The organism is Nesiotobacter zosterae (assembly GCF_033843645.1).
GTDB classification, from domain to species: domain Bacteria; phylum Pseudomonadota; class Alphaproteobacteria; order Rhizobiales; family Stappiaceae; genus Pseudovibrio; species Pseudovibrio zosterae.
Map to the genome: position 1 here is coordinate 280,248 of NZ_JAWXVZ010000005.1, position 20,386 is coordinate 300,633.

General features: G+C 55.3%; 16 protein-coding genes. 13 read left to right on the forward strand and 3 right to left on the reverse strand.

All coding sequences use genetic code 11. From position 1 onward, the window contains the following. Positions 1 to 430 precede the first annotated feature (430 nt). From Q3Y58_RS09510 to Q3Y58_RS09520, 3 genes are all read left to right on the forward strand, one after another. Positions 431 to 1,243, forward strand: a complete 813-nt coding sequence (locus Q3Y58_RS09510; RefSeq protein WP_413697802.1) for a ferredoxin--NADP reductase — start codon at positions 431 to 433, stop codon at positions 1,241 to 1,243. 71 nt (positions 1,244 to 1,314) lie between these two features. Continuing rightward, complete coding sequence (locus tag Q3Y58_RS09515; RefSeq protein WP_319622053.1) at positions 1,315 to 1,851, forward strand: regulatory protein RecX; 537 nt, start codon at positions 1,315 to 1,317, stop codon at positions 1,849 to 1,851. 123 nt (positions 1,852 to 1,974) lie between these two features. Next, positions 1,975 to 3,039 carry a heparin lyase I family protein gene (locus Q3Y58_RS09520; RefSeq protein ID WP_319622054.1) on the forward strand — a complete coding sequence of 355 codons (1,065 nt, stop codon included), beginning with the start codon at positions 1,975 to 1,977 and terminating at the stop codon, positions 3,037 to 3,039. 30 nt (positions 3,040 to 3,069) lie between these two features. On the opposite strand, the gene Q3Y58_RS09525 is transcribed toward Q3Y58_RS09520, so the two are convergent. Then, a complete protein-coding gene (locus Q3Y58_RS09525) occupies positions 3,070 to 4,737 on the reverse strand; it encodes a formate--tetrahydrofolate ligase (RefSeq protein WP_319622055.1) in 1,668 nt (555 codons plus the stop codon). Positions 4,738 to 4,997: 260 nt separating this feature from the next. On the opposite strand from Q3Y58_RS09525, the gene Q3Y58_RS09530 reads away from it, so the two are divergent. The 4 genes from Q3Y58_RS09530 to Q3Y58_RS09545 all read left to right on the forward strand — a co-directional run bounded on the left by Q3Y58_RS09530 (position 4,998) and on the right by Q3Y58_RS09545 (position 9,176). After that, positions 4,998 to 5,891, forward strand: coding sequence for a DMT family transporter (locus Q3Y58_RS09530; RefSeq protein ID WP_319622056.1), 894 nt, complete (start codon positions 4,998 to 5,000; stop codon positions 5,889 to 5,891). A 225-nt stretch (positions 5,892 to 6,116) separates the two neighbouring features. Continuing rightward, on the forward strand, positions 6,117 to 6,440 hold the full coding sequence (locus tag Q3Y58_RS09535; RefSeq protein ID WP_319622057.1) for a hypothetical protein: 324 nt from the start codon (positions 6,117 to 6,119) through the stop codon (positions 6,438 to 6,440). Between the two features lie 193 nt (positions 6,441 to 6,633). Next, the gene (locus Q3Y58_RS09540) at positions 6,634 to 8,121 is read left to right on the forward strand and encodes a DUF1254 domain-containing protein (RefSeq protein WP_319622059.1); all 1,488 of its coding nucleotides are present in this window, start codon (positions 6,634 to 6,636) and stop codon (positions 8,119 to 8,121) included. Between the two features lie 29 nt (positions 8,122 to 8,150). Continuing rightward, positions 8,151 to 9,176 carry a DUF1254 domain-containing protein gene (locus tag Q3Y58_RS09545; RefSeq protein ID WP_319622060.1) on the forward strand — a complete coding sequence of 342 codons (1,026 nt, stop codon included), beginning with the start codon at positions 8,151 to 8,153 and terminating at the stop codon, positions 9,174 to 9,176. Between the two features lie 549 nt (positions 9,177 to 9,725). On the opposite strand, the gene Q3Y58_RS09550 is transcribed toward Q3Y58_RS09545, so the two are convergent. Next, positions 9,726 to 13,397: a vitamin B12-dependent ribonucleotide reductase gene (locus tag Q3Y58_RS09550; protein WP_319622062.1), complete on the reverse strand. Its 3,672-nt coding sequence runs from the start codon at positions 13,395 to 13,397 to the stop codon at positions 9,726 to 9,728. A 716-nt stretch (positions 13,398 to 14,113) separates the two neighbouring features. On the opposite strand from Q3Y58_RS09550, the gene Q3Y58_RS09555 reads away from it, so the two are divergent. Together Q3Y58_RS09555 and Q3Y58_RS09560 are read left to right on the forward strand one after the other, a co-directional pair. Then, a complete protein-coding gene (locus Q3Y58_RS09555; RefSeq protein WP_319622126.1) occupies positions 14,114 to 14,794 on the forward strand; it encodes a response regulator in 681 nt (226 codons plus the stop codon). A 101-nt stretch (positions 14,795 to 14,895) separates the two neighbouring features. Beyond that, complete coding sequence (locus Q3Y58_RS09560; protein ID WP_274216962.1) at positions 14,896 to 15,282, forward strand: NADH:ubiquinone oxidoreductase subunit NDUFA12; 387 nt, start codon at positions 14,896 to 14,898, stop codon at positions 15,280 to 15,282. A 78-nt stretch (positions 15,283 to 15,360) separates the two neighbouring features. Here the strand turns inward: Q3Y58_RS09560 and Q3Y58_RS09565 are convergent, their stop codons facing one another. Continuing rightward, on the reverse strand, positions 15,361 to 16,017 hold the full coding sequence (locus Q3Y58_RS09565; RefSeq protein WP_274216961.1) for an alpha/beta hydrolase: 657 nt from the start codon (positions 16,015 to 16,017) through the stop codon (positions 15,361 to 15,363). A 310-nt stretch (positions 16,018 to 16,327) separates the two neighbouring features. Here Q3Y58_RS09565 and Q3Y58_RS09570 point away from each other — a divergent pair, with 310 nt between their 5' ends. The 4 genes from Q3Y58_RS09570 to sufC all read left to right on the forward strand — a co-directional run bounded on the left by Q3Y58_RS09570 (position 16,328) and on the right by sufC (position 20,376). Continuing rightward, a complete protein-coding gene (locus tag Q3Y58_RS09570; protein WP_319622064.1) occupies positions 16,328 to 17,500 on the forward strand; it encodes a cysteine desulfurase family protein in 1,173 nt (390 codons plus the stop codon). 126 nt (positions 17,501 to 17,626) lie between these two features. Then, a complete protein-coding gene (sufB, locus tag Q3Y58_RS09575) occupies positions 17,627 to 19,099 on the forward strand; it encodes a Fe-S cluster assembly protein SufB (protein ID WP_274216959.1) in 1,473 nt (490 codons plus the stop codon). Then, on the forward strand, positions 19,099 to 19,590 hold the full coding sequence (locus tag Q3Y58_RS09580; RefSeq protein WP_274216958.1) for a cupin domain-containing protein: 492 nt from the start codon (positions 19,099 to 19,101) through the stop codon (positions 19,588 to 19,590). The genes sufB and Q3Y58_RS09580 overlap by 1 nt, the downstream gene beginning before the upstream one ends. A 33-nt stretch (positions 19,591 to 19,623) precedes the next feature. Further along, positions 19,624 to 20,376, forward strand: a complete 753-nt coding sequence (sufC, locus tag Q3Y58_RS09585) for a Fe-S cluster assembly ATPase SufC (protein ID WP_274216957.1) — start codon at positions 19,624 to 19,626, stop codon at positions 20,374 to 20,376. Positions 20,377 to 20,386 lie beyond the last annotated feature (10 nt).

The window sequence follows — 20,386 nt, forward strand, 5'->3', positions numbered from 1 at the left end:
CTAATCCTCCTTCTGAATTGTTTTGGTAGCCTTAAGAGTAGCGCTGCCTTAATGCGCGCTGTTTGGCACCACGACGCTTGGCATCGCAATTGAGCCATCACTCTGAGCATAATCATAAAATATTCCATAACTATGATTGAGGATCTTTCTTTTGCCGTTTGATAGGGTCGGGTACTGGGTTACCTCGCATCCAAACCAAGCCCTGTGGTTCTTTGTGCGGGGAAGACCTTGGTGCGAAAGAATGTGTGGTAATACCAATCGTGGTTTGCTATAGGCGCTTTAAAGTAGAGGTGTTCTAGTCAACCGCTCTGACATAGATGATTATTCTACAGGCTGCCTCATTTTGGTCAGCGCTGACGTCGAACGGTGCTTGTTCTGAAGCTATAACCAAGAACACCGAGACGACCACGTTCAGAATATGGGTACACAGATGAATGTCATCATGAGAGGTGAGGAGTTGGCTGCGGCGATTCCGGAAAACGTGCACGCTGAAAAAGTCACTGCCGTCAAACACTATACCGATCGCTTGTTTCAGTTCCGCATCACGCGTCCTTCAAGCTTCCGTTTCCGTTCTGGGGAGTTTGTCATGATCGGGCTCATGATCGATGGCAAGCCGTTGTACCGCGCCTATTCAATCGCCAGTCCGTCATGGGATGAGGAACTGGAGTTCTTTTCGATCAAGGTGCCAGACGGTCCGTTGACCCAGCATCTCCAAAAGATCGAGGTCGGCGATACCATTCTCATGAAAAAGAAGCCAACTGGTACTCTCGTCAATGACGCGCTGGTGCCAGGAAAGCGTCTTTACATGTTCTCGACAGGCACCGGCATTGCGCCGTTTGCGAGCCTCATTCGCGACCCCGAAACCTATGAGAAGTTCGAGGAAGTCATACTGACGCACACATGTCGCAATGTGGATGAGCTCAAGTATGGTGAAGACCTTGTTGCCGTTATTGGCGAAGATCCGCTGATCGGCGAGCTGGCCCAAGGAAAGCTGCGCCTTTACAACTCGGTCACCCGTGAAGATTATCCGCGCACCGGTCGCATCACCGATCTGATCGAAAGCGGCAAACTCTTTGATGATCTCGGTGTGCCCAAACTGGATCCTGCGGTGGATCGCGGCATGATCTGTGGTTCTATGGAAATGATCCGTGACACCAAAGTGCTTCTTGAAAAGAACGGTCTTACCGAAGGTGCCAACAACAAGCCAGCAGAGTTTGTCGTGGAACGTGCTTTCGTAGGCTAGAAGTATTTTAGAAAGGCCTCTATTCAGGTGACCAGTTCTGATTGCTGGTGAGACTTGAACAGGGGCCTTTTTTGTCGCCGGAACGACGTAAAAAGTATCTGAAAAACGCAGCCGCCTACTATCTTTCCAAGCACGCTGCATCCGAAGAACAGCTTCGGCAGGTTTTGGTTCGCAAAGCGCGTCGGAAGGCCGAAGCGTTGGAGCAGGAACCGGAAGAGTGGTTCTCTGACATCTCTGAGACAGTGTTATGGTTTGTCGGCCACGGTTTCGTCAACGATGCTGAGTTCGCTCGCGTCAAAGCCAATGCAGGGCTTGCGCGGGGTAAGTCCTCAAGGCGCGTACAAATGGAGCTCAAGGCCAAGGGTGTGGCTGACGAGATTGCCAAGGATGCGCTTGAACAATCCGATCACGATGAAGATCTGGCATGTCTGCGACTGGCAAGGCGTCGGCGCTTGGGTCCTTTTGCCCGGCCGGATACACAGGTCGATGAGGCGAGGGAAATAGCCAAGTTTGCGCGCGCCGGCTTTGGCTATGACACCATCCGCCGCATCAGGGACTTGAGCCTTGAAGAAGCCGAGAATGCGCTTCTTGATGGTTTTTTGCCCTGACCTTCATTGTTTCTTCCAAAATCAGCAGCATAGTACCTTCAGAACGTTGGGTGAGCCTAGCCTTTCGCTTTGGCTTCTCCGCGTTCTGGCAGAGTGACCTATAACAATAAATGGGGGCCGCACATGGCGCTCGACAAGTCACGGGTTCTTCACGGACTGCTCGCGGCGTTTCTCCTTGCCAGTATCATGGGGCAAAGCGCTGAAGCGCGCAAAACCCCCGGTTCCGGGGAAGGCATGGCAAATGAAAAGCCTCAGATGGTGCGCGAGTGCGCCATACTTTCCGATGACTTCGCCCATTTCCCCGATCAAGAAGTCTGGGACCCCCGACGGATACAGCCATCTCACGCCTATAACTTGGACAAGATCACCGTGCGACAGGGCGGTTCGTCGCTTGCCATCTCCATTAGTGGTGAAGACCAGGTAGACGGAGAGGGGAACCTGAAGCATGAGCTATGGGTGGCCAATGACAAACGCTGTAACTTTGGTGAAGAGGTCTGGTATTCCTTCAGCTTTCGCATTGAAGGGCGGTTTTGGAACACGGGCAGCACAAGATGGGTGATTGGCCAGTGGAAGGAAGACAGCGGTGGCAGCCCGTTCCTGGCGCAGCGTTTTGACAATGGCGTCTTTCACATCACTGTTCAGCACAATGAAACCCGGGAGCTTGTGGCCAAGTCCGCTGGTAGCTTCGAACAGGACTTTGCGCTATTTCGCAATGAGTTCAAGCAGTTGCTTTTGCTCGATCCCAATTACGCCTTGAGGCAGGCGAACAAGGCCATCGCATCGAGCGAAGTTGCGAGCTATGAGGTTGCGGTTGAAAAGTACAAGGAAGCGATTGCGACGCAGGATGTAACGAAGTTTCCGTTTTTGAACGACAAGGCTCAGTTCAAGAATGATCCCGGCATTCATATTGAACTCTCCGATAACCCCTTCCTGCCAGACCCCACTGAAGGCTGGGTGGATATGCGCTATCGCATTAAAGGGAGCCGGGAAGGGCAAGGGATCATCGAGATTTGGGCCAACGACCGGTTTATCGCCCGAGTTACCGGCTTCATCGGAAATGATGAGTTTGCAGGCCCGACGCAGTATTTCAAGTTTGGTCACTATCGGGACCCGGACCGCCACGATTTCAAGGCCGTGCTCCATTTCGACCGCTTTCGCCGCGGTCATAGCCGTGAGGATGTGGACTAGCCTCGCCCTCACGCCATGACATTTTCCGGTCTAGAACAGGCCCTCGATCTGGCCGTTTTCATCGAGGCGGATGCGTTCTGCTGCGGGACGTTTGGGCAGGCCCGGCATGGTCATGATGTCACCGGTAAGGGCTACAATGAACCGGGCCCCGGCTGAAAGACGCAGCTCGCGGATGTCAAGTGTGTGGTCGGATGGCGCACCAACTTTCTTAGGGTCCGTTGAGAACGAATAGGGCGTCTTGGCGATGCACACCGGAAGAGTGCTTTTTCCGAGAGCCACGATCTCTTTGATTTGACGTTTGGCGTTTTTGCCGAGCGAAATACCTTCTGCGCCGTAGATCCGGGTTGCAACTGCGTTCAGCTTGTCTTCGATGGAGCTTTCAACAGTGTAGAGCGGCTCAAACTGTGCTGGCGTTGTCTCCATGAGCGCAACCACCGCTTCTGCAAGTTTTTCGGTGCCTTTGGAGCCCTCCGCCCAGTGAGAGCACAGAACTGTGTCGGCACCGCAATTGCGGGCTGCCTCACGGATGAGATCAAACTCCTGCGGTTGATCCGAAGTGAATTGATTGATGGCCACCACAACTGGTACGCCGAACTGCTGCATGTTGCGGATATGGCGCTTTAGGTTCTCACAGCCCGCGCGCAGTGCGTCTTGATTGAGCGCATCCAAGTGGTCTTTGGCCACGCCGCCATGCATTTTCAGCGCCCGCACCGTTGCAACCACAACCGTCGCCTGAGGCTCGAGGCCCGCGCTGCGGCACTTGATGTTGAAGAACTTCTCCGCGCCAAGATCGGCACCAAAACCGGCTTCTGTCACCACAAAGTCAGCCAGCTTCATGGCGGCTTTGGTGGCAATGACCGAGTTGCACCCGTGGGCAATGTTGGCAAAAGGGCCGCCGTGGATGAGCGCAGGCGTGTTTTCCAAGGTCTGAACCAGGTTGGGCTGCAACGCTTCCTTCAAAAGCACTGTCATGGCCCCATGCGCATTGAGGTCCCGCGCGGTGACAGGAGACTTGTCACGGCGGTGAGCCACAACGATATCGCCAAGGCGCTCTTCAAGGTCGCTCAGGTTCTCAGCAAGACACAGGATCGCCATGACCTCAGAGGCCACGGTGATGTCAAAACCGCTGGTTGCGGGATGTCCGTTCTTGATACCGCCAAGGCCTGTGGTGATCTCACGCAAAGCCCGGTCGTTCATGTCCTCAACCCGGCGCCAGACAATGCGGCGCTGATCAATCTCCAACGCATTGCCCCAGTAGATGTGGTTGTCGATCATGGCCGAAAGCAGGTTGTGGGCGCTGGTGATGGCGTGGAAATCGCCTGTAAAATGGAGGTTGATGTCCTCCATGGGCACCACCTGCGCATGGCCTCCGCCAGCAGCGCCGCCCTTCAGCCCGAAACAGGGTCCAAGGGAGGGTTCGCGCAGGCAGATCGCCGTTTTCTTGCCGATGCGGGAGAGGGCGTCTCCCAGCCCGACGGTGGTCGTTGTTTTGCCTTCACCTGCGGCTGTGGGCGAGATCGCCGTAACCAGAATGAGCTTGCTCTGGGGGCGATCGGCCAAGCCCTCCAAATAGGTATTGCTGATTTTCGCTTTGTATCGACCAAAGGGCTCGATGGCGTCTTCCGGAATGCCGAGTTCCTCACCGACCTGACTGATCGGTTTAAGGGAAGCGGCACGGGCGATGGCAATATCGTTCATGCGGATCCAGTCTGATCTCTCGCGCGTTACCGCGAGGGCTATGGCAGGGTTCAGCGCGGTTTAGCAAACACCGAAATTCCATGCAATGGGACAAACGCCATGCGTGAGCCAATCGGCCGTCGAACTTGGCCCGCAAATGGAGCCGTTTCGGGCGACACCTGCAACATATGCAAGATTTGGGTGGGGAACCGGAATGCAGTCTTTCCTTGCGCCCTTGTGCGTACTAACAATCTTGGTCCCAACGCTTTTTGAGTTTTCCCATGTTTATGTTCGAAATGGCCGCGCTTGGTGCAGCGCTTTGCTGGGCAGTCGGCGGACTAATCTCCTCACGCCCCTCCGCACATCTTGGCGCAATCGGTTTCAATTGCGTACGTATGTGGTTCGTCGTGGCCATGACACTGGCGTATGCGCTGGTGTCCGGTGCCTTGTTGGACTTTGACTTTGGTACACTGGATATCATCCTGATCTCCGGTTTCGTCGGCATCTTCCTTGGCGATACCGCCCTGTTTTTGACGTTGAACCGCATGGGGCCGCGCAGGACCTCGATCCTGTTCGCAATGAACGCACCAATCTCAGCCGTGCTTGGTTGGATCTTTTTGGGAGAAGATCTTTCTGCCTTGGCAAGCATCGGCATTCTGACTGTTGTGGTGGGCGTTGTTCTGGCCATCGTATTCGGCAAGCGCAAAGATCAGCTTCACCAATGGGAAAGCATCAAAGGGCCCGTGGTTGTTGGCGTTGCGCTTGGCCTTGTGGCTGCGCTCTCCCAGTCTCTTGGGTCACTTGTCATCCGCCCGGTGATGCAGGGAGGCGCCGACCCTGTTGTGGTCGCATTGCTTCGCTGCCTTGTGGCAGCCACCTGTTTGACGATGCTCATGCAACTGCCAAATCCTCGGTTCAAACTGGCCAACCCATTAACAGGACAGATTGTCAGGCGCACAGCGCTCTCTGGATTCTTAGGAATGGGCCTGGGCATGACCCTGCTGCTGTTTGCACTGGAAGGTGGTGAGGTGGGTATCGTTTCAACACTGTCCGCCACAAGCCCGGCGTTGCTGCTGCCCATGCTGTGGTGGCGAACCAGAGAAAAGCCAGCCATGGGCGCGTGGATCGGCGCCGCTCTGGTGGTCATTGGTTGTGGTTTGATCTTCACGTCTTAAAGTGGAAAGTTTTTTATTTGCATCCATCTATCTAGAGTTGATAAAGCTTTGCATCATGCACATGCCGAAACGGCATCAATAGCCTCTTCAGTCCTGTCAGATCATGCTTCTCATTGATTGAAGCAAAGCGCGACACGGCTCAATAAAGTGCCGGAACAAACAGATCCGGCTAGGGCTCATAGACCCATTAGTCGTCTTGTTTGCGCAAGCCACTGATGGGTTTCCTTGGTTTCAGGGCCGTTTGAGCCTCCTATTGGCTTCAACCACCAATATCTCAGCCTTGGCTCAGGTTCTTCGAAATGTCTGCCAAGGTTTTATTTAAATGAAGGGTTAGTGCGGCCCTGCCAAGTCCCCAACGGTCTGACCATTCTGGGCGACAGCGGTCGTACGCCGCGCCTTGGTCAGATGACCGGAAAGCCTGAGCTTTTGCCTTGGACGGCGATTCCAATTCTGCAAAATAGCTTTCTATTTCTGAGTGAGGGCGGCGCGGTCAAAATGGACATCCTTCTCCTAAATATCTGTTTTGCAACAAAATATTTTCAACAGTAGCTATGGCCTGTTTTATGCAACCAGTTAGTCGAAACGTTTCCCGCCGGAGAGATGGATCATGCGCAATTGAAGAGCCTGCAAGGTGGCGTCAGCCGGCAAGCATTCACGGTGAATTAATGACGTTAGGTCATTTTGCGCCGGTCAACGCGGAACATGGGATAGGGTCCGGCCGAATTGAAAAGGAGTTCCAAGCATGAAGCTGTCTTGCCTCGCCCTGAGCCTTTCCCTTTTAACCGGCGTTTCTGCCGTGGCGCAGGACGTTCGCACGCTGGACAACGCGACGCTGTCCGGGGACGAGACGATCGAAACACCGGCTGGCGTTATTGAGCTTCAAGACAATTTTGTCACCGAGGCCAGCGTTCAGGCCCTCTTTGACGAGATGGATTATCAGCGTGCCGTCCAGTCCTTTATCTGGGCAGCACCTTTGGTCGGTTACAAGCAATGGCAGATCGCCCAGAACGAGGCTTTCGGGGCCAGTGAGGTCACCGACTTTGCCGTGCTGGTGTCGCTCAACGAAAAGGGCGGCATTCTGACGCCGAACCTCACCACGCCGTATGTCATCAACTTCACCAATTTGGCGGAAGGGCCGGTCTTCATCGAAGTGCCTGCCGCGCCGATGGCGGGCATGCTGATGGATGCCTGGCAGCGTCCGGTCGCCGACATCGGACAGACCGGTCCGGACAGGGGTGAAGGCGGCACCTACCTCATCGTTGGCCCGGAAGACGATCTGAAGGCCTATGAAGGCGAGGCCGACTTCGTGCTGCAAAGTGCCACTAACAATCTCTTCATTGGCGTGCGCATTCTCGATGCGTCACCGGAAGCCGCTGAAGCAGTCAAGGCCGGCCTGAAACTCGCCCGTCATGGAGAAGAACCACAGCCGGCCACCCCGATCATCGGAAAGGATCCCGTCTGGTCGGCCACTCCGCCCCGCGGCCTTGGTTACTGGGAAGTGCTCCATGCGGTTCTTCAGGAAGAGCCGGTCCGCGACCAGGACAAGGTCTGGATGGCGATGCTGGAACCGCTCGGCATCAAGAAAGGCGAGCCCTTTGCCCCGGATGAGCGCCAGGCGAAGATCCTGACCCGTGGCGCCACAATGGGTGAGTTGATGCTGCGCAACATGCAGACCAATCCGCGCTTTGCCGAGCCCTGGTGGGAGGGAACGTCCTGGTATAAGAGCTTTGACTTTACGGTGCCGCAGATCACCGATGAGCGGGTGGAACTGGATGAGCGCGGCGTGTGGTTTTATGAGGCCGTCACCTCAAGTGAAGGCATGGTGAACCCCAAGCCGGGCGTGGGTCAGGTCTATATGACCACCAAACGCGACGCCAATGGCGAGCTGGTGCGCGCCGACAAGACCTACAAGCTGAGCGTTCCGGCGGACGTTCCCGTGGCGAATTTCTGGTCCCTGACGCTCTACTCCGAGGACACCCGGCGGCCCTACGACAACGGCGGAACGGAGGTCACCGACGCAAGTCTCGACAGCCGCATGGAGCAGCTCCAGCGCAACGAAGATGGCAGCCTTGATCTGTTCATCGGGCCGAGTGCTCCGGAGGGCATGGAAAGCAATCATCTTGCTACCGCCGAAGATGACGGCTGGTTTGTCTATTTCCGTCTCTACGGACCGGAAGAGGCCTTCTTCGACAAAAGCTTCGCCCTGCCGGATTTTGAGCCAGTCAATTGATCAGGCGATTGCCAAACAGGAACTTCACTATGCAAAAGACACTCATGAAATTGACCGTCTCTGCCGCTGCACTGGCTTTTTGGACACCCGTGGCCGCCATGGCCGAGCCGGTCACTCCGGAAAACTATGTTGTGGCTGAGACCGACTGGAACTTCGCGGCCCAACAGGCGCAAGCGCCGGTGAACACCTGGACCCATAACGATCCGGTAACGGAAGAAAACCAGACCATCATCCGCTCCAATGCCGATGTGGTCTACTCGCTGGCGGTCGTGGATGTGTCGGAAGGGGCAACGCTTTCCATTCCCGAGCGGGCCAACGGCGCGCTCCAGCTCATTCACTACATGGACGAGAACCATCTCACCCACGGCGTGATCTATGCAGGTGAAACCGTCGACCTCACGCCGGACAGCCTGACCGGCGGCACCCATATCTACATCCTGGCACGGACCCAGATCAGCGATGATCTGGACGAGACCAAGGCGGCCCAGGCGGCCATGGTGATCGACGCCAAATCCTCCAATCCCTATCCCTCCAAAGGCTTTGATGCGGAGGAGGTCGAAGCGTTCCGCCAGAAACTGATTGATGAGGTGAACAACGGCACGGCGACGCTCGACGGCTTCAACGCCTTCGGGGCAACGCTCGATGACGTTGTGCAAAACGACTACTATTACGGGGCCGCCGTGGGCTGGGGTGGTTTGCCGCCGCAACATGCCCAGTACACCCCTGCCGTCAATGGCCAGGGCTCAGCCGAAGATTGCCAGACGATTACCTTTCCCAGGCCCAACCTTGACTACGACAATGGCGGCTTTTTCTCGCTTACCACCTACAATGCCGGGTCCTGGATCGAGGGCGACAATTTCTACATCGGCCACAACCGCATGAAGGACAATGGCGACGGCACCATGACCATCGACTTCAACTGCGACACGGACCACTCCGTGACGGTGAGCGAGGGCTGGAATGGCACCTTCCGCCTGTACAAGCCGCTGGATGTCGAAGCGACTAGGATTGAAATCGAAGGCCTCATGGCGATCCCGATTTTGACAAAGGAGTGAGCCGACCTGGCATGTCTCACGGCCCTTTGGGTCAGTCAGAAATGCGGGCGGGGAATTGGGGAGAGTGGAAACACATCCTTGCCAGATCCGCGTAATTCTTCTGCCAAACAACGCCTCATAACGTGCCGCGGTTGGAAGTGTCGTTCAGGTCTGGCACAGGGCCAGTGGGAATGAACACGTCGGAACAAGCGTGGATCCCTGCATGGTTCCCGTATGCTCCGTTATCTGCATATCCGCTGCGCGCCTAGGACTGAGGTGACGGCCTCAGAAGATCGCCGGTGCTGGTGAAACTTGTCAATTGAGGAATTGCGCGACGAAACAACAGGCTCGAGAAACTGTTTTTTTAGGGGTGTCCGCTTCGCCAATTGCTGATGCAAAAATCTGTCAGTCTCCTATCGCCCCCAAACCCCACATCATCCCCATGAAACCAAAAAACCCGCCCGATCGTCTCTGATGGGCGGGTTTCTTTTGTTATCTAACGCCGTTTGAGCCGCTTATTGGCCTAATTTGGGCGTCCTATGCAGCTCGGGACACCAAGGGGCTGAAGCGTTAGCTGCAGCCACTGGTGGAGCCACAGGTGTCGCACTTCAGGCAGGTGCCATTGCGCACCATGGTGAAGTTACCGCACTCCGAGCAGCTCTCGCCCTCATAGCCTTTCATGCGGGCCTGCGCGACCTGAGAGGCGACGGATGGCTGAGGTTGCGCTTCTGCCAAGCCGACTTCCTGCACAACCGCTGCCGCTGCCGATGCGCTGCCATCACGGCTGAACGCTGTGGCAATGGCCTGGCTCTTGATTGCGATCTCGCCATCGGCAAGCCCGGCAGGCTCTCCACCCGGTACCAGACGGAAGCGTTCGGTCTGGCCGCGGACAAGACCGTGAGAGACCACAGCCGGCTGGCTTTCAGTTTCCGCGTCCCCTTCAGACAGAGCGGTTGCCGAGCCGATCGCCTCTGGCGGTACATGGGCCAGATCGTTGCGACCCAGATAGGACACGGCCAGTTCACGGAAGATATAGTCAAGAATGGAGGTTGCATTCTTGATGGCGTCGTTGCCCATTACCATGCCCGCAGGTTCAAAACGGGTGAAGGTAAAGGCGTCAACGTATTCTTCAAGCGGCACGCCGTACTGCAGGCCAAGTGAGATGGCAATCGCGAAGTTGTTCATCAACGAGCGGAAAGCCGCGCCTTCCTTGTGCATGTCGATGAAGATTTCACCGATGCGGCCATCCTCGTACTCGCCAGTGGTCAGATAGACCTTGTGGCCGCCAACCGATGCCTTCTGGGTGTAGCCCTTGCGGCGGTTCGGCAGGCGTTCGCGGGTGCGCACGGACCGTTCAACAATGCGCTCCACGATGCGTTCTGCAATCACTTCAGCACGGGCAGCTTGTGGCTGAGCAGCAATGGCCTCAACAACATCTTCGGCTTCTTCCTCATCATCTTCAAGCAGCTGAGAGTTCAGCGGCTGAGACAGTTTGGAGCCGTCGCGGTAAAGGGCGTTTGCCTTCAGACCAAGCTTCCAAGAGAGCATGTAGGCATCTTTACAATCATCAACGGTGGCCGCATTTGCCATGTTGATGGTCTTGGAGATCGCGCCGGAGATGAACGGCTGGGCCGCTGCCATCATGCGGATGTGGCTTTCAACGGACAGGTAGCGCTTTCCGATACGACCACATGGGTTCGCGCAGTCAAACACCGGATAGTGCTCTTCCTTCAGGTGCGGCGCACCTTCAAGGGTCATGGCACCGCACACATGGGTGTTGGCGGCTTCAATGTCTGCCTTGGAGAAACCAAGGTGGGCCAGCAGGTCGAACTCGAAGTCGTCGAGCTTGTCCGCTGGAACGCCGAGCTTTTCCGTCAGGAAAGCATCGCCAAAGGTGAACCGGTTGAAGACAAACTTGATATCGAACGCAGAACCCAGAGACCCTGCGAGCTTTTCAAGTGCCTCATCATCAAAGCCCTTGGCCTTCAACGTTGTTGGGTTGATGGCCGGTGCCTGATTGATGGACCCGTGACCAACAGCGTATGCTTCAATCTCGGCAATTTCAGAGGCCGAGTATCCCAGTGCACTCAACGCTTCCGGAACCGCGCGGTTGATGATCTTGAAGTAACCACCACCGGCAAGCTTCTTGAACTTCACCAGCGCAAAGTCTGGCTCAATGCCGGTTGTGTCACAGTCCATCACCAGTCCAATGGTGCCGGTTGGCGCAATCACACTGGTCTGTGCATTGCGGTAGCCGTTTTTCTCACCAAGAGACAAGGCGTTGTCCCATGCTTTCTTGGCGCGATCGATCAGGATCGGTTCAGGGCATGACTTGTGGTCCAGCGCAACGGGAAGGGTGTTCAGGCCCTCGTAGCCCGCGGTTTCGCCATGGGCGGCGCGGCGGTGGTTGCGGATCACGCGGAGCATGTTCTCTGCGTTTTCCTCATAGCGCGGGAACGCCCCAAGCTCGCCAGCCATTTCGGCGGAGGTGGCGTAGGAAACGCCGGTCATGATCGCGGTGATGGCACCACACAGCGCACGTCCTTCCTCACTGTCGTAAGGAATGCCGGAGGTCATGAGCAAGCCGCCAATGTTGGCATAGCCCAGACCAAGAGTGCGGTACTCGTAGGAAAGCTGCGCGATCTGCTTGGAAGGGAACTGGGCCATCAGAACGGAAATTTCCAGAACGATGGTCCAAAGACGCACGCCGTGTTCAAAACGCTCGTGGTCAAAGGAGCCGTCCTCCATGCGGAACTGAAGCAGGTTCAAGGATGCAAGGTTACACGCGGTATCGTCCAGGAACATGTATTCAGAACAGGGGTTGGACGCGCGAATTTCCCCACCAGCGGGGCAGGTGTGCCAGTCGTTGATGGTGGTGTGGTACTGAAGGCCCGGATCAGCTGAAGCCCATGCGGCATAACCGATCTGTTCCCAGATGTCCGCTGCCTTGACGGTCTTCACAACGTCGCCCTTGACGCGGGCGACGAGATCCCAGTCGCCGTCGTTGGTGACAGCGTCGAGGAAGCCGTCTGTCACGCGAACGGAGTTGTTGGAGTTCTGGCCCGCTACGGTCAGGTAGGCTTCAGAGTCCCAATCCGTGTTGTAGGTCGGAAACTCGATGGTCTTGTAACCCTGACGCGCAAACTGAACCACGCGCTGGATGTAATTGTCTGGAACCAGTGCCTTCTTTGCCGCCCGCATTTCGCGTTTGAGGGCAGGGTTCTTCTTTGGGTCGAAGCAATCGTCGCCTGAACCTTCACAGTTCACGCAGGCGCGCATGACCGCCTGAAGGTGTTTCTGGCAGATCTTGGAACCGGTCACGAGAGCCGCAACCTTCTGCTCTTCGGTCACCTTCCAGTTGATGTATTCCTCAATGTCAGGATGGTCCACATCGACCACCACCATCTTGGCAGCCCGGCGGGTGGTGCCACCAGACTTGATGGCGCCAGCTGCGCGGTCACCAATGCGCAGGAAGCTCATCAAGCCGGAGGATTTGCCGCCGCCAGCAAGCTTTTCGCCAGAAGAGCGAAGGCGAGAGAAGTTGGAGCCGGTACCAGAACCGTACTTGAACAAGCGTGCCTCACGAACCCAAAGGTCCATGATCCCGTTTTCGTTCACCAAGTCGTCGTCTACGGACTGAATGAAGCAGGCGTGCGGTTGTGGGTGTTCGTAAGCAGAAGAAGAGCGGGTCAGCTTGCCGCTTTCATGATCCACGTAGTAGTGGCCTTGGCTTGGACCATCAATGCCATAGGCCCAATGCAGGCCGGTGTTGAACCACTGCGGAGAGTTCGGCGCCACCTTTTGGGTCGCCAGCATGTAGCGTAGTTCGTCGAAAAACGCTTGAGCATCGGCCTCGCTGTCAAAGTAGCCGCCTTTCCAGCCCCAGTAGGTCCAAGTGCCGGCAAGACGATCGAATACCTGACGGGAGTCGGTTTCAGATCCGAATTGTTCTTCTTCAGGCAGATCCTTCAGAGCGCGGGTATCAGGCTTTTTGCGCCACAACCACGAAGGCACGGAGTTTTCCTCCACGGCCTTCAGGCGGGCCGGCACACCGGCTTTGCGAAAGTACTTCTGCGCAAGAATGTCGGAGGCGACCTGTGAAAACTGAGTTGGTACCTGAATGTTCTCCAGGCGGAACACAACGGAACCATCCGGGTTGCGGATTTCGCTCGTTGCTTCGCGGAACTCGATATCGGCGTAGGGGGATTGCCCCTCCTGCGTATAGCGCCGTTCGATCTTCATACATGCCCCCTTAACAAGCCACCAGCATGCCACACTGGTGACGGGTAAGAAATTTGCTTCGCGCCCGTCTCCGCCGCTGGATCAGGTGTTAATCACGAAGCTGGTTGCCAATATAGTATGGTCGAGACACATTCACGATAAATCTGCGCAAGCCCTACCATATGTTGTGTTTATTTTTGGTTAACACACAATAGGTAGGTCTTGCTCGCGCAAAAGTCTACGGCTGCTCGATTTCATTTTAAGAAACGCAAGCACCGATCAAACTTCGTATTTATAGAGAACGCTCGGCAAGAACGCGCCGATTTGCCCCGACCCCGAACACCGGGCAAAAGTAGATTGAATCGGACATAGGCGTCAAGCGGTGGGGCGCTAAGTGTGGTGCTTTAAAAATTGTTGGCCCCACCAGATATTGTGGTTTAGCCAGGTTAACAAATGGCCGGTAAAGGTTGCTGTAATGGCTGTTTTCCGGTGTGCTTCAGCATGTGGAAGTGAGTGGATTTACCAAGCTGTGCCCATTGAATTAAGCTGGGGAGAAATTCTAATGGATTGACCAGCAGAAAACGGGTGGAAAACGCCTGTGTTTTATACTGGCACAAGGCTGTGCTGGTAATTGTTTTGGGATATCAGAGCGGAACCGCGCAAAGGCGCGGGGTCTTGGCAGAAAGGTCGGCGATTTGGGCGAGCACCATAGAGCCTATGGCAAGCAGATTTCGGAGTTGGATGTCGCGATTGTTGAAGACTCGCGCGCGGCACAGACGATTCTGAGAAGCCTCATGAATACCATGAAGGTGAAACGGTTCCGCATCTTCGATTCTCCCAAAGAAGCGGTGCCACAGATGTTTGCGGATCCGCCGAACCTCATTTTGAGTGATTGGCATATGCAGCCCGTCTCTGGCTACCAGATGTTGTGCCTGCTGCGGAACCCGAAGATGGCACCACTTACCCATGTTCCGCTTATCTTTGTGACCGCTCATGGGACGCGCGGCCTCATCAGCAAGGCGATGCGGGCAGGGGCGCATCATGTATTGGCCAAGCCGCTCTCCGCCGCCGGTCTGCAGCAAACTCTGGAATGGGTGACCAGGGACGCTCGGAAAATCATCGAATCCGACGATGGTGGTCTTATCGTGGAGGGCGTCCGGGAACTTCTCGATCAAGGTGAGGAAAAATACGCGGCATTGCTCAGGGCAGAAGAAATGAACAAGACTGCCAACAAGGAGATGATTGACCGAAAGGCCAAGCTCGCCGCGCACGAGTTTGCTTCCTTGATCCTTCATCCTGACTTTGAGGCGGATAAAGATCGTGATGCGCAGCGTGACGAGCCTCGTACGCAAAAGGAGCGTTCGTCGCGCGCATTTGGCGAAGGGCGGCGTCCAAAAGACCCTGGTTCCGGTGCATAGTCTCTTTTACTAGGCGCAAAGGGTGGACAGACGCGTGTCATGGGGCCATATTCGCGCCCAAAGCGAACCGGTAAGCGGAAAAACGATTAGGAGCTGCCGCTATGAAGCAATGGGTGCTCGAGCTGTTCACGTGGTGGAATAGCCAGACCATGGGAACGCGCTTCTTCACATGGCGCAAGGGTGAGTTTGTCGGCGAAGACGAATTTGGCAACAAGTACTACCGTGAGCGTGCAGGTAAGCGCCGCTGGGTGCTTTACAATGGCACGGCAGAGGCTTCTCGCATTCCTGCTGGCTGGCATGGGTGGATGCATCACCGAACCGACGTGCCGCCAACCGAGGACAGCTACAAGCCCCGCGAATGGGAAGCTGCATATGTGCCGAACATGACGGGTACGCCCAACGCGTATCGTCCAAAAGGCTCCATCCTTACACCGGAGAGCCGCCCGCGTGTGACTGGCGACTATGAAGCCTGGTCCCCTGGCGACTGATGAAAAGTTTCGAACAACGAAAAAACCCGGCCTGCAGAGCCGGGTTTTTTGTTGGTCTTCGCCCTGAGGACGAGGGCCTTACATTTCTTCGTTGATCAGTCCTAGGCGCTTGTCGAGATACGAGGAGCAGTCCTCCATCAGAACATCAACATTGTCTTCAAAGAAGTGATTTGCTCCCGGAATGATCTGGTGATCGATCGTGATACCCTTCTGGGTTTTCAACTTATCCACCAGAGCCTGCACGTCCTTTTGCGGCACGACCTTGTCCTGATCGCCGTGGATGATCAGGCCGGAAGAGGGGCAAGGTGCAAGGAATGAGAAGTCGTGAAGGTTGGCTGGTGGTGCGACGGAAATAAATCCTTCTACTTCCGGGCGACGCATAAGCAGTTGCATTCCGATCCAAGCGCCAAAGGAGAAGCCAGCGATCCAGCAAGCGCGTGCATCTGGATGTACAGTTTGCACCCAGTCAAGCGCCGCAGCGGCATCAGAAAGTTCACCCTGACCATGGTCGAACTGACCTTGGCTTCTGCCCACGCCACGGAAGTTGAAACGCAAAACCGCAAAGCCACGCTTCGCGAACATGTAGTACATCTGATAGACGATCTGGTTGTTCATCGTGCCGCCGAATTGCGGGTGCAGATGCAGTACCAGTGCGATCGGCGCGTTGCGCTGTTTCGCAGGATGGAAGCGTCCTTCCAGTCGTCCGGCAGGGCCGTTAAAGATCACCTCAGGCATAGGCGCGAGAAATCCCTCTAGGTTACGGGCTGTTTTCACAGCTGAATGTATAGACCGCGCATCTGCTTTCCGATAAAACTTGACTCAGAAACGCAGGTTTAATAGGGTCCAGTTTAGAATTATTCGAAAGAGGTTGGTGCTTCGCCAACAAACCTACTCGCTCATTTAAATGAGTGCGCGGTATATCGCAAGCAAGAACCCTGAATGATTCTCGCAACTTCTCACAAAGCGTCGATTTGCTGGAGCTGGCATCGCTTTGTAAGACGGGTAACGGTGCAATTGGGTCAAAGAGCAAGCAGAGATTACTGTCTTGAAGAACAACAGAACATATCTTGATTACAATGCCGGAGCCCCGTTGCGCGAAGAGGCTCTTGCGGCCATGCGGGAGGTTTTTGCTTCTCCCGGAAATGCATCTTCCATCCATGCAAATGGCCGCGGCGCGCGCAGCGTTATTGAAAGAGCACGCGAGAGTGTTGCGGCTTTGGTTGATGGGGATCCGCAGAACGTCATCTTCACCAGCGGTGGGACTGAAGCAAACGTCACAGCACTTTCTCCTGTCTGGATGAGAGATGGCAAGCCGTTTGACGTGAAGCACCTGTTTGTAAGCGCTGTTGAGCATCCTTCTGTTCTTGCTGGTGGCAGGTTTGCTGCAGATCACGTCAATGTTCTGCCGGTGGATGGCGATGGGCGTGTGGATCTTGCGGCACTGCAGGACAGCCTGGCGACCGTGCCGCAAGGCGAAACAGCTCTCGTGTCAGTTATGGCGGCCAACAGCGAGACCGGCGTCATACAGCCCTTGAAAGAGATCGGTGTGATTGTTGAGGACGCCGGTCACTTGTTTCACGTAGACGCGGTTCAAGGAGCCGGGCGCCTTGATCTGTCCATGGCCATGATCGGCTGTCAGGCGCTTTCAATCTCCTCGCACAAGATCGGTGGCCCTCAAGGGGTAGGTGCGCTTGTCTTGGCGAAAGGCATTCTGCGTCCAGCGCCTCTCTTTACTGGCGGTGGTCAGGAAAGTTGGCGCCGTGCGGGTACGGAAAACACGGCAGGCATCGCGGGCTTTGCAGCAGCAAGCGAAGCGGCTTGTTCAGAGCGTGGTTCTCTGAGGTTGGTGGAATATCAGCAAGACTTTGAAAACAAATTGAAATCCAACTACCCAGACCTCTTGATTTTTGGTGAAAATGCGCCACGTCTAGGTAATACTACTTGCTTTTCTGTGCCGGGCGTTCCAGCAGAGACCGCGCTGATCTCTTTTGATTTGTCAGGCGTGTCGGTTTCTTCCGGATCGGCGTGTTCCTCCGGCAAGGTGGGTGTGTCCCATGTCCTCACCGCGATGGGGGTTGACGAACAGGCTGCTCGCGGTGCGATCCGCTTGAGTATGGGTTGGGCGACAAGACCGGAAGATTTGGATACGGCGTTGAGGGCGTGGCAGCGCATTTACGAGCGCATGGGCCCACGGCAGAAACAGGCCAATGCGGTCTGAATGCCGGTCCAGTGACTACAACGAATTAGGGCACTTAAACCAACGTCAAAGTTGGCAAACAGTCGAAGATAAATAACGGAACGCAAAAGCGTTCTCCAAGCGGATAACCCGCATACGGAGTAGATTATGGCGGCAGTCCAGGAAACAATTGATCAGGTCAAAGCGATCGACGTAGATCAATACAAGTACGGCTTCGTGACAGACATCGAGTCCGAATTGGCTCCAAAAGGTCTGAACGAAGACATTATTCGTTTCATTTCTGCAAAGAAAGAAGAGCCGGAGTGGATGCTGAATTGGCGTCTTGAGGCTTTCAAGCGCTGGCAGACCATGAAAGAGCCAAGCTGGGCCCGCGTAAACTACCCGCCTGTGGAGTTTCAGGAGCTGCACTACTATGCGGCGCCTAAAGCCAAGGAAGGCCTCAAGAGCCTTGACGAAGTGGATCCGGAAATTCTGGAGACCTACAAGAAGCTTGGTATTCCGCTTTCAGAGCAGGAAATCCTCGCAGGCGTTGCGCCTGAGCACCGCGTTGCAGTCGACGCCGTGTTCGACAGTGTGTCTGTCGCGACCACCTTTAAGGAAGAGCTGGCAAAAGCTGGCGTGATCTTCTGTCCGATCTCTGAAGCCATTCGTGAGCATCCAGAGCTGGTCCAGAAGTACCTCGGTTCCGTTGTACCGGTTTCCGATAACTTTTATGCCACGCTGAACTCAGCTGTGTTCTCTGACGGTTCGTTCGTATACATCCCAGAGGGCGTGCGCTGCCCCATGGAGCTGTCCACTTACTTCCGTATCAACGAGCAGAACACCGGCCAGTTTGAGCGCACGCTCATCATCGCTGAAAAGGGCTCCTACGTCTCCTATTTGGAAGGCTGTACGGCACCTCAGCGCGACGAAAACCAGCTGCACGCGGCTGTTGTGGAACTGGTTGCGCTTGATGATGCGGAAATCAAGTACTCGACTGTTCAGAACTGGTATCCGGGCGATTCAGAAGGAAAGGGCGGTATCTACAACTTCGTGACCAAGCGTGGAGATTGCCGTGGCAAGAACTCCAAGATCGCATGGACACAGGTTGAGACAGGCTCTGCCATCACTTGGAAGTACCCAAGCTGTATCCTGCGCGGTGACAACTCCGTTGGTGAGTTCTACTCAATCGCCATTTCAAATGGCCACCAGCAGGTGGACAGTGGCACCAAGATGATCCATCTCGGCAAGAATACCTCAAGCCGTATCATCTCGAAGGGCATCTCCGCAGGTGTTTCTCAGAACACTTATCGCGGTCAGGTCTCAGCGCACCGCAAGGCATCAAACGCGCGAAACTTCACTCAGTGTGACTCGCTGTTGATTGGTGACAAGTGCGGCGCGCATACCGTGCCTTACATCGAGAGCAAGAACGCAACGGCTGTGTTCGAGCACGAAGCAACCACCTCCAAGATCTCTGATGATCAGATGTTCTATTGTCAGGCCCGCGGTCTTGATGAGGAAGAAGCTGTGGCGCTGATCGTGAATGGCTTTGTGCGTGACGTGATCCAGCAGCTTCCAATGGAGTTTGCCGTGGAAGCACAAAAGCTCATCGGGATCAGTCTTGAGGGATCAGTAGGTTGATGAGTGCCTCGGACATGCCGATTGCTACTCTGTCTGAGCTTGCTCTTGATGATTGGAGCCAGGGCGACTTCTTTTCAGCAAAGGATGCCGCCTTTGGCGACCTGCTGAAGCTGAAAAAGCTTGGCATCGGTTACAACGAAGTACAGCCCGGCAAGTCTGCTTGCCCTTTTCACTGCCATCACAATGAAGAGGAGATCTTCGTTATCTTGGAAGGGAAAGGCACATACAGGTACGGGCAAAACAAAGTGTCATTCTCCGCAGGAGATGTGCTTGGTGCACCAACAGGCGGTCCTGAGACCGCGCACCAGATCATCAACACAGGTTCAATGACCCTTAAATATCTGGCCATTGCCAACAAATCTGAGACGGAAGTCTGCGAATACCCAGACTCCGGCAAGTTTCAGGTCACCAGTTACAAGCCCGGAGGACGGTTGCGTCATTGCGGGAGAGAAAGTGAAAACCACGTCAACTATTGGGACGGCGAAGCTTAAAAGCGGCGCGTCAGACTAAACAGGATCTGAGAAATGTTAGAGATTAAAAACCTGCACGCCCACGTAGAAGGCAACGAAATCCTCCGTGGCATCGACCTCACTGTAAAGCCGGGTGAAGTGCACGCAATCATGGGGCCAAACGGTTCCGGCAAGTCCACTCTCTCCTACGTGCTGGCCGGTAAGGAAGACTATGAGATCACCGAGGGGTCAATCTCCTACAACGGTGAAGACATGCTTGAGCTCGGCGCCGATGAGCGCGCGGCTGCCGGTATGTTCCTGGCCTTCCAGTACCCGATCGAAATTCCAGGTGTTGCAACCATGACCTTTTTGAAGACCGCGCTGAATGCTCAGCGTCGCTCTCGTGGTCTGGAAGATCTTCCGACACCAGAATTCATGAAGTTGGTCAAGGAAAAGTCAAAGGACCTGAATGTGAGCCCCGAAATGCTCCGCCGTCCGCTGAATGTTGGCTTTTCCGGTGGTGAGAAAAAGCGCGCCGAAATCCTGCAAATGGCGCTTCTGGAGCCAACTCTGTGTGTGCTCGATGAAACGGATTCAGGTCTGGATATTGATGCCCTGCGTATCGTGTCTGAAGGCGTTAACAAGCTGCGCGACCCAAGCCGCGGCATGATCGTCATCACTCACTACCAGCGTCTGCTTGACCATATCGTACCGGACTTTGTTCACGTTCTGTCAAAGGGCAAGATCGTGAAGTCTGGTGGCAAAGAGCTGGCACTTGAGCTGGAAGCCAATGGGTATGCGGATTACGTCGGCGAAGAAGCTGCTTAATTAGGTGAGG